9 protein-coding genes are annotated in these 14,246 nt (G+C 71.0%); 4 read left to right on the forward strand and 5 right to left on the reverse strand.

From position 1 onward, the window contains the following. Positions 1-153 precede the first annotated feature (153 nt). Complete coding sequence (locus G472_RS32780) at positions 154-1,461, forward strand: DEAD/DEAH box helicase (RefSeq protein WP_035692212.1); 1,308 nt, start codon at positions 154-156, stop codon at positions 1,459-1,461. Between the two features lie 246 nt (positions 1,462-1,707). Next, positions 1,708-3,330 (forward strand): sensor histidine kinase, encoded by a 1,623-nt coding sequence (locus tag G472_RS32785; RefSeq protein WP_084536598.1) that lies wholly within the window; start codon positions 1,708-1,710, stop codon positions 3,328-3,330. Here the strand turns inward: G472_RS32785 and G472_RS0112210 are convergent. The 3 genes from G472_RS0112210 to G472_RS0112220 form a co-directional block, all read right to left on the reverse strand. Further along, positions 3,299-5,623 carry a GGDEF/EAL domain-containing response regulator gene (locus G472_RS0112210; protein ID WP_029008624.1) on the reverse strand — a complete coding sequence of 775 codons (2,325 nt, stop codon included), beginning with the start codon at positions 5,621-5,623 and terminating at the stop codon, positions 3,299-3,301. The two genes, G472_RS32785 and G472_RS0112210, sit on opposite strands and share 32 nt — an antisense overlap. A 145-nt stretch (positions 5,624-5,768) precedes the next feature. Then, positions 5,769-7,337, reverse strand: a complete 1,569-nt coding sequence (locus tag G472_RS40570; protein WP_029008625.1) for a methyl-accepting chemotaxis protein — start codon at positions 7,335-7,337, stop codon at positions 5,769-5,771. Positions 7,338-7,388: 51 nt separating this feature from the next. After that, complete coding sequence (locus G472_RS0112220) at positions 7,389-8,099, reverse strand: substrate-binding periplasmic protein (protein ID WP_169732807.1); 711 nt, start codon at positions 8,097-8,099, stop codon at positions 7,389-7,391. A gap of 838 nt (positions 8,100-8,937) precedes the next feature. Here G472_RS0112220 and G472_RS32790 point away from each other — a divergent pair. Both G472_RS32790 and G472_RS0112230 read left to right on the forward strand, forming a co-directional pair. Next, on the forward strand, positions 8,938-9,900 hold the full coding sequence (locus G472_RS32790; protein WP_051340726.1) for a tyrosine-type recombinase/integrase: 963 nt from the start codon (positions 8,938-8,940) through the stop codon (positions 9,898-9,900). Positions 9,901-9,998: 98 nt separating this feature from the next. Then, positions 9,999-10,439: a hypothetical protein gene (locus G472_RS0112230; RefSeq protein WP_029008627.1), complete on the forward strand. Its 441-nt coding sequence runs from the start codon at positions 9,999-10,001 to the stop codon at positions 10,437-10,439. 304 nt (positions 10,440-10,743) lie between these two features. Here G472_RS0112230 and G472_RS32795 read toward each other — a convergent pair whose 3' ends face one another. After that, positions 10,744-11,556 (reverse strand): tellurite resistance TerB family protein, encoded by an 813-nt coding sequence (locus G472_RS32795; RefSeq protein WP_051340727.1) that lies wholly within the window; start codon positions 11,554-11,556, stop codon positions 10,744-10,746. A gap of 141 nt (positions 11,557-11,697) precedes the next feature. After that, positions 11,698-14,193, reverse strand: a complete 2,496-nt coding sequence (gene gyrB, locus G472_RS0112240; protein WP_029008628.1) for a DNA topoisomerase (ATP-hydrolyzing) subunit B — start codon at positions 14,191-14,193, stop codon at positions 11,698-11,700. Positions 14,194-14,246 lie beyond the last annotated feature (53 nt).

Consider the following 14,246-nt stretch of genomic DNA (forward strand, 5'->3'; position numbering starts at 1 on the left):
GGGTCGCTTATGTGTGGCGCCGTCGGCCGCGATTCGCGCGGCACCCATCCTGCGCCGGACCGGCGCGAGACCGATCCCGTCGGCGCCGATCCGGTGCGTTTCGCGTTTCGGTCGCCTCCGCCCGCCACCGCGGGCGTCACGGAACAGAAGAGAATGACCGAATTCGCGACTCTCGGCCTGATCGAGCCGCTGCTGAACGCCGTGGCCGAAGAAGGCTACACCACCGCCACCCCCATCCAGGCGCAGGCCATTCCGCACCTTGTCGAAGGGCGGGATGTGCTGGGCCTGGCGCAGACCGGCACCGGCAAGACCGCCGCCTTCGCCCTGCCCATCCTCCAGCGCCTGATGACCGTGCGCAAGCGCACCGTCCGCGGCACCACCCGCGCGCTGATCCTGGCGCCGACGCGTGAGCTGGCGCTGCAGATCTCCGACGGATTCGGGACCTACGGGCGGCACCTGCCGCTGCGCCGCACGGTGATCTTCGGCGGCGTCGGGCAGAGCCCGCAGGTGGCCGCCATGGCGCGCGGCGTCGACATCCTGGTGGCGACTCCGGGCCGCCTGCTCGACCTCATCGCCCAGGGTCACATCCGCCTGGACACGGTGGAGGTGCTGGTGCTGGACGAGGCGGACCGCATGCTCGACATGGGCTTCGCCCCGGCGATCCGGAAGATCATGGAAAAGGTGCCGGCGGAGCGCCACACCCTGCTGTTCTCGGCCACCATGCCCGACGAGGTGGCCGGCCTGGCGCGTGGCCTGCTGAAGTCCGACCACGCCCGCGTCGAGGTGGCGCCCCCCGCCACCACCGCCGACCGGATCGAGCAGCGCGTGCTGTTCGTCGAGCGCGCCGACAAGCGGCCGCTGCTGGTGGAACTGCTGCGCGAGCCCGGCGTGGAGCGCGCCATCGTCTTCGCCCGCACCAAGCACGGCGCCGACCGCGTGGCCGAGCACCTGCGCAAGGCCGGACTGGGGGCCGAGGCGATCCACGGCGACAAGTCGCAGACCGCCCGGGTGCGGGCCCTGACCGATTTCCGCGAGGGCCGGGTGCGGGCGCTGGTCGCCACCGACATCGCGGCGCGCGGCATCGACGTGGACGGCATCACCCACGTCATCAACTATGACCTGCCCAACGAGCCGGAATCCTACGTCCACCGCATCGGCCGTACGGCGCGCGCCGGGCAGGACGGCATCGCCCTGTCCCTGTGCGACGCCGAGGAGGTGGGCAACCTGCGGGCCATCGAGAAGGCCATCCGCCGCGCCGTGCCGGTGCAGGAGGAGCACGGCTTCCACGCCGACGCCGTGGCCAACCTGCACCGCATGGCCGCCCGGGCCGGCAGCCAGCCGCCGCGCAAGAAGCCCCAGGGCGGCCGGCCGCAGCCCCAGGCGCAGCACCGCCGCCAGCCCGCCCCCCACGGCGGCCGCGGGCGCGGCGGCCCGGCGCGGCGCACGGGAGAGCCGGCGTAACGCCGGGCTCCCGATCTCGGGAAAACGTAACCAATCGTTCGCGGAGTTGCCGCCCAGGACTGCTACCCCTGTCTCCGGGACCATTCTCGGAACGGGGGCTGTCATGCGCGACATACTCTTTCGCACCGTGATCGCCGCCGCCGGCCGGCTTGCCGTGACGCCGTCCCGTCCGGCGATCCTCGCCCGGCGCGACCAGCGGTGACGCTGACGGGGATCGGCGCGGGGAATCCCCTGTCGCGAAGCCTGATGATCCGCACCCTGCTGCTGGTGCTGGCGCCGCTGCTGCCGGCGGTTCTGGTGGCGACGTACGCCGCCATCGACGTCTCCGTGCGCGACGCGCGGGACGCGCTGAGCGATCGGGCGCGCCAGACCGTCGCGCTGCTGGCCGGCGGCGCGGCGGAGGCGGTGTGGAACCTGGACCGGGCCGGGGTGGGCGTCCTGCTGGCGCCGATGGCGGGAGACCCTGCCTTCATCGGGGCGCGGGTCCTGCTGGCCGATGGCCGGCTCCTCGTGGCACTCGGCACCCCGTTCGCACCCGCCGTGGATGTGATCGTGGAGAGTCAGCCGCTGGTCCGGGCGGCCGCGGGACCCGACGGGGCCGACGAGCGGATCGGCACGCTGGAACTTGCCCTGACCACGGCGCACGGGGAAGCGGTCGCGCGGTCACGCGCCCGGGCGATCGGCCTGATCGGGTTCGGCGTGTCATTGGTGGTCTGCGGTGTGCTTGCGTACATCATCCGGGAGGTGACGGCGCCCATCCGCAGCGTCACCGCCAGCCTGACGGCGCTGGCCGCCGGCCGGACCGACGTCGCCATCCCCGTGGCCCCGCACCCCGACGAGATCGGCCGGATGGTGGCGGCCCTGGCCGTCCTGAAGGAGCACGCGGCCGAGCGCTTGCGCTTCATCGAACGGCAGTCCGGCCAGATGGAGGAGATCGAACGCCGGGTCGCGGAACGGACGCGCGAACTCCGCGCCGCGCTCGACACGCTGAGGCAGGCGCAGGACGAACTGGTGCGCGCCGAACGGCTGGCCGGGCTGGGCGGCATGGTGGCCACCATCGCGCACGAGATCAACACCCCGCTCGGCAACGGCCTGACCGTCGCCACCACCCTGGTCGAACGGATCGACGCCTTCACGCGGACCCTGGACGGGCGGGAGCTGCGCCGGTCGGCGCTGCGCGAGCATTCGCAGTCCCTGGCCACCGCCGGCCGGCTGCTGACCGCCAACCTGCTGCGGGCGGCGGACCTGATCAGCCGCTTCAAGAGGGTGGCGGTGGATCAGACCAGCGAGCAGCGGCGCGCCTTCACCCTGGACGAGCTGTGCGCCGAGGTGGCGGCGATGGTGCAACCCGCCCACAAGCGCAGCGGCGTCACCTTCGCCCTGGAACCGGCCGCCGGCGTCACCATGGACAGCTACCCCGGGGCGCTGGGGCAGGTGCTGACCAACCTGATGACCAACGCGGTGCTGCATGGCTTCGACGCGGCGGCGGCCGGAGGAGAGAGGGCCGCGGCGGTCCTGCGCATCGCCACCGAGCCGCCGGACGAGGACGGCCGCGTCACGCTGATCGTCGAGGACAACGGGGCGGGCATCGCGCCGGCGGTGCTGCCGCGGATCTTCGATCCGTTCTTCACCACCCGGCTCGGCAGCGGGGGCAGCGGCCTGGGGCTCCACATCGTCTACGCGATCGTCACCAGCGTGCTGGGCGGGACCATCGCGGTGACCAGCACCCCCGGCGTCGGGACGCGGTTCACCATGCGCCTGCCGGTGACGGCACCGCTGCACGGTGCCGGGCCGGACGGCGGTGACGGCGACGATGACGGGTGGAGCGCCGCCGCCGTCAGTGTCCGCCGGCCGGTGCAGCCTGCATGACCGCCGCCGGCGTGTTCGGACCGCCGTTCAGCAGCCAGCGCTCGAACGCGTCGGCGGGCAGCGGGGGCGCATAGAGAAACCCCTGCACGGCGTCGCAGCCGAGCGCCCGCAGCACCTCCTCCTGGGCCGGCACCTCCACCCCCTCCGCCAGAACGTCCAGTCCGAAGGCGTGCCCCATCTTCACGATGGCGGCGGCGATGCTGCGGTTTTCCCGCCGGCGGTCGATGTCGCGCACGAAGGAGCGGTCGATCTTCAGCAACGAAGCCGGAAGCTGCTGCAGGCGCGACAGCGAGGAGTGCCCCGTGCCGAAATCGTCGATCGCGATGCTGAACCCCATGTCGCGCAAGGCCCTGGCGGAGGCCAGAACCTGGTCGTTCTCCATCGCGTGGCTTTCGGTGATCTCCAGCTCGATGTCGGCGGGATCGGCGCCGCTGGCGGCCAGCGCGCGCTCGGCCGCACCCACGGCGTGGCCGTCGCGCAACTGGCGCACCGATACGTTCACGGCGATGCGCAACCGGCCCACGGCGCCGTCGCGCCAGCGGGCCTGGTGCTCGCACGCCTGCCGCAACACCCATTCCCCCAGCCGCAGGATGTGTCCGGAATCCTCGGCCACGGGGATGAAACGATCGGGAGGCACCGAGCCGCCATCGGGGTGTCGCCAGCGCAGCAACGCTTCCGCTCCCGTTACGGACCCTTCCGACAACCGCACCTGTGGCTGGAACACCAGGGAGAACTGTCCCGTCTCCAGGGCTTCGGGGATTCGCCTCACCAGCGACAGGCGATCGCGGAGGGTGGCCTCCATGGTCGGGTCGAACGCCAGGACGCGGCCGCGGCCCTCGCGCTTGGCGGCCTTCAGCGCCATGCCCGCCCGCCGGAACAGACGGTGGGCGTCCGTTCCGCCGTCGTCGAGGGCGTAGCCGCCGGATGCCCCGATGGCAATGGGGTGACCGTCCAGCAGGAACGGTCCCGCGAAGACCTGTTCGACCGCCCCGATCAGACGGCGCGCCGCCGTGCCGTCGGGCAGCGCGGCCAGCACGCCGAAGGTGTCGCCGGTGATCCGGCTGAGGAGCGCGGATGCGGGCAGAACCCCGCCCAGGCGTTCGGCGACCGCCACCAGCAGGTCGTCACCGATGGAATGGCCGAGGCCGTCGTTCAGGGCCTGGAAATGATCGAGATCGATCAGCAGCACCATCAGGCACCCCGCGGTGCCGGACCGTTGCGACAGCCCCTGATCGACCGCGTCGAGAAAGGAGGCGCGGTTGGGCAGACGGGTCACCGAATCGAAGAAGGCCATCCGCCGTATGCCGTCGAGGAGCGACACGTTGTCGAAACCGAGGGCCACGTTGGAGGAGAACACATCCAGCAGCTTCCGGTCGATCGGGTCCGGCGGCCGTTCGGTGGCCAGATAGACGGCGAGATCGTCGCCGCTGCGGCCGCCGATGTGAAGGACCGTGGCGTCCGGATGAAACACGCTGCTCCGCCGTTCCAGCGCGGTGCGCAGCAACGCCTTCAGGACCTCGTCCGGCACCTCGGCCAGCGGGCGTCCGGACAGGTCGCGGTGGGGGCCGGCTGCCGCCAGGATCAGCGGATCGCCGCTCCGGGGGCCGGCCGATCCCGCCTGCATGCGGGCGATCACCAGGCCGCGGGCGTCGATGTCCAGCAGACCGGCGATCTGCGTCAGGACGCCGTCGCAGAACGCCCGGAGGGAGGCGTGGCGGAACAGTTCGGCCGACGCCCCGATGATCTGCTCCAGCCCGCGGCGGCTGGCTTCCAGCGCCTGGATGTGGCTGTAGGTGCGCAACGCCGCATGCAGGGAGGTCAGCAGACGGGCCCGCGTCATCTCCGCCTTGGTGCGGTAGTCGTTGATGTCGTAGTCGCGGATGACCGTCAGTTCCGGCGCGTATCCCGGCTGCCCCGTGCGCAGGATGATCCGGGGCAGGGAGAGGCCGAGTTCTTCGCGGACACGGCGGACCAGTTGCAGCCCCGCGTCGGCGCTTTCCATCACCACGTCCAGCAGGATGACGGCGAAATCGCCGTCGCGGCGCAGCAGGTCGAGCGCCTCCCCCCCCGACAGGGCGTGAACCAGCTCCAGCCGCCGGCCGAGGATCTCCGTACCGGTCAGGGAAAAGGCGGTGGCGCTGTGGACGGCCTCATCGTCGTCCACCAGCAGGATGCGCCAGCACCGCCCGCCGCCGTTCCTCGTGCCCGGAGCGGGCCGGCCGCCGTCCGCAACACCATCGGGACCATCGTCCTCGACAATGTCCAGGCACTCATCGTCGGTCAGCCGGCCCATGCGAACGACACCCTCTGGTCGGAAACAACGGCCCTCCACCGTAAGGGGTGCCGGCGACTCCCCCGGTGACGGTTGGATGAAGGTTTTCGGGCGGCGGCGTCACCGCCGCCACCATCCCGGCACCCGCAGGACCGGGGCGCGGTGTTCAGTCCGCCGCGATCTGCGCGACGAAGCGGTCCACCTGCTCTCCCACCTCGCGGACGCTGCGCTGCAGTTCGCCGATGCCCTCCCGCAGGCGGCCGGCTGCCTCGCCGTTGCCCTGAGCCGATGCGGCGACGTCCTGGACGGCGCCGCGCAGCCGTTCGGTCCCGTTGGCCGCCTGCTGGACGGCGCGGCCGATCTCGGCGGTGGCAGAGCTCTGCTGCTCGACCGCGGCGGCGATGGAGGCGCTGATGGAACTCAGGCGGCCGATCACCGTCACGAAGTCGCCGATGCGGGCGGCGGCGGTACCGGTGGAACTCTGGATGCCGCTGACCAGGCCGGAAATCTCCTCCGTCGCCTTGGCCGTCTGGCCCGCCAGGTTCTTCACCTCGGTGGCGACGACGGCGAAGCCCTTCCCGGCCTCGCCGGCGCGCGCCGCCTCGATGGTGGCGTTGAGCGCCAGCAGATTGGTCTGGCCGGCGATGCTGGAGATCAGGGTGACCACATTGCCGATCTTGTCGGCCCGTCCCACCAGTTCGTTCATCAGCTCCATGGTGCCGCCGACCTCGCGGCTGGCGCTTTCCGATTCCGCGTGGGCGGACTGGGCCTGCGCCGAGATTTCGCGGATCGACGCCTCCAGTTCCTCCACCGCGGCGGCGACCGTCTGGACGTTGGCGCTGACCTCTCCGGAGGTCTGCGCCACCATGCCGCTCATCGTCGCGTTGTCGGCGGCGCTCATGGCCACGTCCGACACCGACTCGCTCATGGCCCCGACGGTTCCGGTCACCCCGGCCAGCAGTTGGCCGACGTCCCGGTCGAACCGGCCGGCGATCGCTTCGAGCATCGCCCGCCGCTGGCGCTCGGCCTCGTCGCGCAGGCGGACCTGCTCGTCCTCCAGCCGGCGCCTTTCCAGGGCGTGGGTCCGGAACACCGCCAGCGTCCCGGCCATATGGCCGACCTCGTCCTCGCGCCGGACATCGGGCACCGCGATGTCGGTGCGGCCGTCCGCCAGCGCCCGCATCGCCTCGGTCATGCGGGAGATCGGGCGGGTGACGCCGCGCACGATGACCAGCAGGGTGCCGCAGACGGCCAGCAGCGCCACCAGGGCGCCCGCCGCGATGGCCAGCGCGTTGTCCATGCTCTGCCGCTCGATGCGCCGGGTGTTCAGACGCAGTTCGATCTCACCGATCGTGGCGATCGTGCCGCCGTCGTTGCGCAGGAGGGGAAGGGTGCGGGAGACGATGCCCTCGGCGGCGGCCCCCCTGATCGTGCCGTCGGTGGCGAAGGCCGCCCCCCTGGCGTCGCGGATGGCGCTGCCGACATAGTCGGGGTCGGCGGCCAGCGCCGCCAGCAGCGCCTTCGCGGCGGACGAGTCCATGTTCCACAGCGCTTCGCCGGCCCCGCCGCCCAGCGCCGTGACGGTCATCCGGGCCCGCTCGTCCAGGGCGTCGCGGGCGCTGGTCATGGTCGCCCACACGGCGGCGGCCGTCGCGCACAGGGCGATGGCGACCAGGAGCGCCGCGATCGGCACGATCACATGCGCGGTCAGGCTGCGGCGATAAAGGCGAATCATCCCACTCTCCTTGCCGGTTCGGCGGGCGATCAACGGTCCGATCGCGGCCGGTCAACTCCCCAGGGCGGTCGAGAGAATCGCCGCGGCGTCGATCTTCGACAGCCCTTCGGCGAACAGGCGGGCCAGCGCCTCACCCTCCGCCCCCTTGCGGAAGGCGATGTGCAGGGTCTTGTCCTCCAGCGGCCGGGCGTTGAAACGCAGGCCCGCCGCCAGCGCCTTCAGGTCGGGGTTGGTGCGCAGAAGGTCGGTCATGACGGCGCGGTCGATCACCGCCAGGTCGATGCGACCCGCCGCCAGCTTCTTCAGGTTGGTGGCGTCGCTGTTCGCCCGGTCGGCGGTCAGCCGGCCGTCGGCGATGCGGGCGTCGAGGTCCTCGGTGTTGACGTAGCCGTCGACGACACCGATTCGCGCGTTCGCGAGATCGTCCAGTCCGGTCCAGGTGACCGGTGCGTCCACCCGTTCGGCGAAGCCCAGGGGGCTGGTGCCGAGCGGAACCGACAGGATGAAGTCACGTTCGACCTCCGCCCCGGCGTACTCCGGAAAATACCCGCGGATGCCGCTGTCTTCCCTGGCCAGCGTCACGGCCCGGTTCCAGGGGTAGAAGCTCACGCTCACCTCGTGACCGACCGCGGCGAAGGCGGCCCGCACCACCGCCACCGCCGCGCCCTTGTCCTTCAGGGCGTCACCGCTGAAGGGCGGCCAGTCGAGCGACGTCAGGCGCACGACCTTGTCCTGCGCAACCGCCGGCGAAGCGGCCGTCATGGCGAGGCATATGCAAAGGAAAAGCGCCGACAATTTAGTCGAGAGGCGGGCGAGCATTGCACAACTCCGTTCCTGTCGCTGGCGGAGGCGAACAAAAAAACGCATAACAAGCGTAATAAAAAGTACACACCATCCTTGTCGATGGCGATTATTCATAAAAATCCTGGGTTCACAAGTTACTTTTGGGCGAGGACGGGAAGATGGTCGGCAAATATTTGGTCGATGAAGGTTTTGTGAGCGGCAAATGTGACGCCGGCGGCCGGCCGCGGGAGAACCGGGCGGCGAACGCGTCACCGCAAACCCGGTGCGCCCATGCGGACCGGTTGCGTGATGACACGGTGTCGGGGAGCGGATCGGAGGAGGAGATTGGTGTCCGCGGCGGGATTCGAACCCACGGCCCCAGGATTCATACCACTTCGGCTTTCACCGCCGCCCTTGCGGGCGTTCGTGGTCTGGACTGTCCCTTCACCTTAGGCGCTGAAGGCCCTTAGGCGCTGCCCATCCAGTCTCTACACCTTCCCCTTGGCAGGGGCTTGGCTCGGGATTGGCAAGGCGCACGCGCGCCGTAGCGTTCCCCGACTTTGAGCAGATCCGTTGCACCGTTTCCGATTGCAACGCCCAGTTGTTAAACAAGGAATCCTGTGCTCTATCCTGCTGAGCTACGCGGACGACACCTCTCCGGCCCCCTATGTAACCCGGACCCTGAGGGTCTGCAACAGGCTTTCCCGCCGCCCGGCCCTTCATCCGTCGATGTTCTGCTCCGGTGCTCCCTGTTTGCAAGAACGGCGCGAACGGGGTAGCCATACCTGCGTATGCGAACCATCGCGATGACCGTCCCATGAACGTTCAGCAGGCCTGCGCCGATTTCCTGAACCACTGCCGGGTCAAGAACCTGTCGCCGCACAGCCTGCGCGCCTACGCCATCGACCTGCGGGAGTTCACGCGCTTCATCGGGCCGGAGACGGCGGCGGCGGCGGTCGACCGGCCGGCGCTGCGGCGTTACCTCACCCATCTGTTCGAGGCGCGCCGGCTGAAGGAGACCAGCGTCAAGCGGCGCCTTGCCAGCCTCAAGGTGATGTTCCGCTGGCTGGAGCTGGACGAGGTCATCGCCGTCAGTCCCTTTCACCGCCTGGACGCCCGCATCCGTCTGCCGCGCCGCCTGCCGCGCAGCCTGACGGGAGAGGAGATGGCGGCCCTGCTGCGTGCCGCCGCCGCCGGGGCGGGGATCGCCGGGCGGCCGACCGAGGCCAAGGTCCGGAAGGCGGCGGCGCGGGCCGGTGCCGACTCGCTGACCGCCCTGGTGGCGGTGGAGCTGCTGCTGTGCACCGGGCTGCGGGTGGGGGAACTGGCGGCGGTGCGGCTCGGCGACCTGGACCGTGGCGCCGGGGTGCTCACGGTCAACGGCAAGGGCAGCCGGCAGCGCCGTGTCTTCCTGCCGGACCCGGTGACGGTCGCGCTGGTGGAGTCGTACCTGGCGGCGCGGGCGGCGCGGGCACCGGGGCACGACCGGCTGCTGATCACCGCGTCCGGCGGCCCCGCCGACGCCGCCCACATCCGCCTGCTGGTGCGCCGCACCGGCGAGGCCGCGGGGCTGGAGCGGCGCATCACCCCCCACATGCTGCGCCACACCGCGGCGACGCAGCTTCTGGAGAACGGGGTCGACATCCGTTTCGTCCAGCGCCTGCTCGGCCACCAGAGCATCAGCACCACCGAGGGCTACACCACCGTCACCGACAGCAGCCTGCGCACCAGCATCGTCGAGGCGCGGGCCCGCGCGCTGGCGGCGCGCCGCGCCGTCTGACCCGGCCGACGCTCCGGCGGTACCCCGCACGCGGCGGCAACCCGGCGCGGCCTTGGCCGTTGACTCCGGCATCCGTTCCCGCCACCGGAGGACCCGCCATGCGCCGGCGCCGCCCGCCCCCGACCGTTTCCGCCCGTCTCGCGCCGGTGCTGCTGGCCTGCGCCGCGGGGCTCGCCGGCTGTGCCGGCGCCGACCGGCCACCCGCCACGGCCACCGCCGCCCAATATGGCCCGCCGGTGCTGACCAGCATCATGGTCCTGTCGCCCGACGGCCGGCACATCCTGGGCAACATCGGGGAGGTGCGCACCGGACCCGACGGGTTGGCCCGGACCGTGGTGATCGAGGGCGGCGCGCCGCTGTTCCCCACGGGGCGCCGCATGGTGGTGGACGCCGCAGACCTGCAGGTCACGCCGTTCTTTGCGACCAGCCGGCTGACCGGCCAGCCCTGGCGCTCCCTTGCCGGCTTCGATCCGCCGCCGCCCGGCGCACGCCCCGCCGACGCCACCCCGCCCACCGATTGGACGCCGCTGCGCCGGTGACCGGCGCCCCAAAAGAAAAGGGCTCGCCGGAGACCGGCGAGCCCAGTGAGCTAAGAAGCGTCCAACCTGTATTGCAACCCATCGAATGGGCGGACCCTAGCCGCGGCCGCCGCTGCCGACAACATCGGCATAAAAACTTTCCGTTCCTCGGAAAATGCGCAACATCCGACTTTCCGCCTATGAATCCCGGAGGGGATGGCAGCCCGCCCGCGGCACCCCATATGCAAGGTTCAGCACGTACCCAGGGAACTCGCCGGACCGTTTCGGTCCGGCTTTTCTTTGGGCGGGGCGGCGACGCACCGCCTCAGCCCGGTCCTTCGAACGACTGAACCACCGCGTCCAGGTCCCGCCGGCGATCGTCCGGCAGGCGGAGGCGGGAGGCGAGATAGGAGAGATACTGGCGGTCGGTGTCCGTGCCGCCGCGCACCGCCAGCTCCGAGGCCAGATAGACCTGCTCCGCCGTGTCGGGGTCGCCGACCTCGCGGACGATGTCGTCCATGGGGCGGGGTGAGCGCAGTTCCTGTTCGACGATGCGGCGTTCGTCGGGGCCGGCCCCGGCGGCGTCGAGGCTCGCGAGGATGCGCCCCTGTTCATCGGCGGAAATCTCGCCGTCGGCGTTGGCCGCGGTGATCATGGCGCGGATGAGCAACAGGGCCCTGGCGTCGCCCAGGTCGGGCTCCGGCGTGCCGCCGCGCAGGATGCCGGCCAGACGGTCGCCGAGACCGCCGGATGCCCCGCCACCGCCCGATCCACCGCCCGGCCCGCCGCCCGCTCCGCCGAGGATGCCGCCGAGACCGAGGCGATCCAATATGCCCCCCAGCGGATTGCCGGCCCGGTCGCCCGGTTCGGAGGGCGCCGACGTCGGCGCGGTGGTCCGGCTGTCCTGGTAGGCTTTGTAGGCCAGATAGGCCAGGGCGGCGAGGCCGGCCTTCTGCGTCAGCCCCATGCCGGTGCCCGCCGTGTGGGGCGCACCGTACCCGTAGTGCTTCTTTTTGAGCTTCTTGCCCTTCTTGCCGAGCAGCAGCGGCATCGCCGCGGCGAATGCGGGGCCACGGCCGGTGTGGCCGCCCATTCCGTTCGCCAGCATGACGCCGAGGATCTTGCTCAAGCCGCCCATGGGTGCACTCCTTCCCGCCGTGTATCCGGCCCCCTGGCCGGCCGCGTGTCCGTTGGTCTGCCGGTTACGTTTGGTATCGACCGGCAGACTTCAACAGGCGGGCAGCGCTTAAGGTTCGGGCGGGCGGGGCGGGTCCCTCCCTTACACGTCCAGGTTTTCCACCTTCAGGGCGTTTTCCTGGATGAACTCGCGGCGGGGTTCGACGATGTCGCCCATCAGGGTGGAGAACACCTCCTCGGCCTGGTCGGCGTGGTTGATCTTCACCTGAAGCAGCGAGCGCTTGGCCGGGTCCAGCGTCGTCTCCCAGAGCTGGTCGGGGTTCATCTCGCCCAGCCCCTTGTAACGCTGCACCGTCACGCCGCGGCGGCCCAGCTCCATCACCGTGTCGAACAGGACCAGCGGGCCGGTCAGGGGGCGGACCTCCTTCTGCTTTTCGAAGGCGCGGCCGGGCTCGGCGAAGCTGCGCTTCAGGTCGTCGGCCAGGGCGTGCAGGCGGCGGGCCTCGGCGCTCTTCAGCAGGTCGGCGTCCAGGCGGTGGCGGTGGGTGACGCCGCGCCGGGTGCGGATCAGCTCGTAGCCGCCCTCGGCCAGCGCATCGCCGCGCCAGCCGCCGTCCTCGCTCAGGGCGTTGAGGCGCGCCGCAACCGCCGCGGCGACGGCGGCGCGGGCACCGTCCTCGGCGGAGGCCAGGGCGGGGGACAGGCCGCCCAGCACCGCCGCCTGCTCCACCACCATGGTGCTGCCGGCCTTGCGGGCCAGCGTCTCCAGGGCGGGACGGGCGGACCGGGCCTTCTCCACCAGGTCGCGCAGCGCCTCGCCCGCCAGCAGGCCGCCGTCGGGGAGCTGCACCGTCAGGTCACCCAGCGCCGCCTCGATCAGATACTCCTCCAGCGCCCGGTCGTCCTTCAGATAGCGCTCGCGGGCGTTGCCGCGCTTGACGCGGTACAGCGGCGGCTGGGCGATGTAGAGATAGCCGCGGTCGATCAGCTCCGGCATCTGGCGGAAGAAGAAGGTCAGCAGCAGCGTGCGGATGTGGCTGCCGTCCACGTCCGCGTCGGTCATGATGATGATCTTGTGATAGCGCGCCTTGTCGACGTCGAAGCCGTCCTTCTCGTCGCGGCCGATGCCGGTGCCGATGGCGGTGATCAGCGTGCCGATCTCCGCCGAGGACAGCATCTTGTCGGTGCGCGCCCGCTCCACGTTCAGGATCTTGCCGCGCAGCGGCAGGATCGCCTGGAACTGGCGCGAGCGGCCCTGCTTGGCCGAACCGCCGGCGGAATCGCCCTCCACGATGAACAGTTCGGACGCGGCGGGGTCGCGCTCCTGGCAGTCCGCCAGCTTGCCGGGCAGCGAGGCGATGTCCAGCGCCCCCTTGCGCCGCGTCATCTCGCGCGCCTTGCGCGCCGCCTCGCGGGCGGCCGCGGCCTCCACCACCTTCTGCACCACGCGCCGGGCGTCGGCCGGATGCTCCTCGAAATACTGGGCCAGAGACTCGCCGACCACCGATTCCACGATCGGCCGGACCTCCGACGACACCAGCTTGTCCTTGGTCTGGCTGGAGAACTTCGGATCGGGCACCTTCACCGACAGCACGCAGGTCAGCCCCTCGCGCGCATCGTCACCCGACAGCGTCACCTTCTCCTTCTTGGCGATGCCGGATTCGTTGGCGTAGTTGTTCACCGCCCGCGTCAGCGCGGCGCGCAGGCCGGCCAGATGGGTGCCGCCGTCCTTCTGCGGGATGTTGTTGGTGAAGCACAGCGTCGTCTCGTGGTAGCTGTCGTTCCACTGCAACGCGCACTCCACCGCCACGGCGCCGCCGTGCTCGGTCGCCCGCTCCGCCCGCAGGGTGATGGCCGGCTTGTGCAGCGCCACCTTGGAGCGATCGAGCCACTGCACGAACGCCTCCAGTCCGCCCTCGTAGAACAGGTCCACCGCCCGGGGCTCGACGCCGCGGGCGTCGTTCAGCACCAGACGCACGCCGGAATTGAGGAACGCCAGCTCGCGCAGCCGGTGCTCCAGCGTGGCGAAATCGAATTCCGTGTTGGAGAAGGTCTCCTTCGACGGCAGGAACGTCACCTCGGTACCGGTCAGGAGCTGGCCGGCCCGCGACCCCTCCGTCACCGCCGGGGCGGCGCCCACGTCCGCCAGGTCGCCCTCGGGCACGCCGTGGCGGAAGCGCACGAACCACTCCCGCCCGCCGCGCCAGATGCGCAGCTCCAGCGTCTCCGACAGGGCGTTCACCACCGACACGCCGACGCCGTGCAGGCCGCCCGACACCTTGTAGGAGTTCTGGTTGAACTTGCCGCCGGCGTGAAGCTGGGTCATCACCACGATGGCCGCCGACACACCCTCCTCGGGGTGGGTGTCGGTGGGGATGCCGCGGCCGTTGTCGCGCACCGTCACGCCGCCGTCGGCGTTCAGTGTCACCTGCACCGTGTCGCAGAAGCCGGCCAGCGCCTCGTCGATGGCGTTGTCCACGACCTCGTAGACCATGTGGTGCAGGCCGGAGCCGTCATCGGTATCGCCGATGTACATGCCCGGCCGCTTGCGCACCGCGTCCAGTCCGCGCAGGACCGTGATCGAGCCGGCGCCGTATTCGTCCTGCTGCGGGACGGGTTTCATCGCTTCCTGTGCCATGGGTCTAGTCTAACAGAGGTCGGTCCAAATATGGTGTGTTGCGGCGCGCAAAA

This window comes from Azospirillum halopraeferens DSM 3675 (assembly GCF_000429625.1).
Taxonomy (GTDB): Bacteria; Pseudomonadota; Alphaproteobacteria; order Azospirillales; family Azospirillaceae; genus Azospirillum; species Azospirillum halopraeferens.

Coding starts and splice junctions, on each gene's coding strand:
- G472_RS32790 (WP_051340726.1), top strand. CDS start 8,938: ATGAACGTTCAGCAGGCCTGCGCCGATTTCCTGAACCACTGCCGGGTC.
- gyrB (WP_029008628.1), bottom strand. CDS start 14,193: ATGGCACAGGAAGCGATGAAACCCGTCCCGCAGCAGGACGAATACGGC.
- G472_RS0112230 (WP_029008627.1), top strand. CDS start 9,999: ATGCGCCGGCGCCGCCCGCCCCCGACCGTTTCCGCCCGTCTCGCGCCG.
- G472_RS0112210 (WP_029008624.1), bottom strand. CDS start 5,623: ATGGGCCGGCTGACCGACGATGAGTGCCTGGACATTGTCGAGGACGAT.
- G472_RS32795 (WP_051340727.1), bottom strand. CDS start 11,556: ATGGGCGGCTTGAGCAAGATCCTCGGCGTCATGCTGGCGAACGGAATG.
- G472_RS32780 (WP_035692212.1), top strand. CDS start 154: ATGACCGAATTCGCGACTCTCGGCCTGATCGAGCCGCTGCTGAACGCC.
- G472_RS40570 (WP_029008625.1), bottom strand. CDS start 7,337: ATGATTCGCCTTTATCGCCGCAGCCTGACCGCGCATGTGATCGTGCCG.
- G472_RS32785 (WP_084536598.1), top strand. CDS start 1,708: ATGATCCGCACCCTGCTGCTGGTGCTGGCGCCGCTGCTGCCGGCGGTT.
- G472_RS0112220 (WP_169732807.1), bottom strand. CDS start 8,099: ATGACGGCCGCTTCGCCGGCGGTTGCGCAGGACAAGGTCGTGCGCCTG.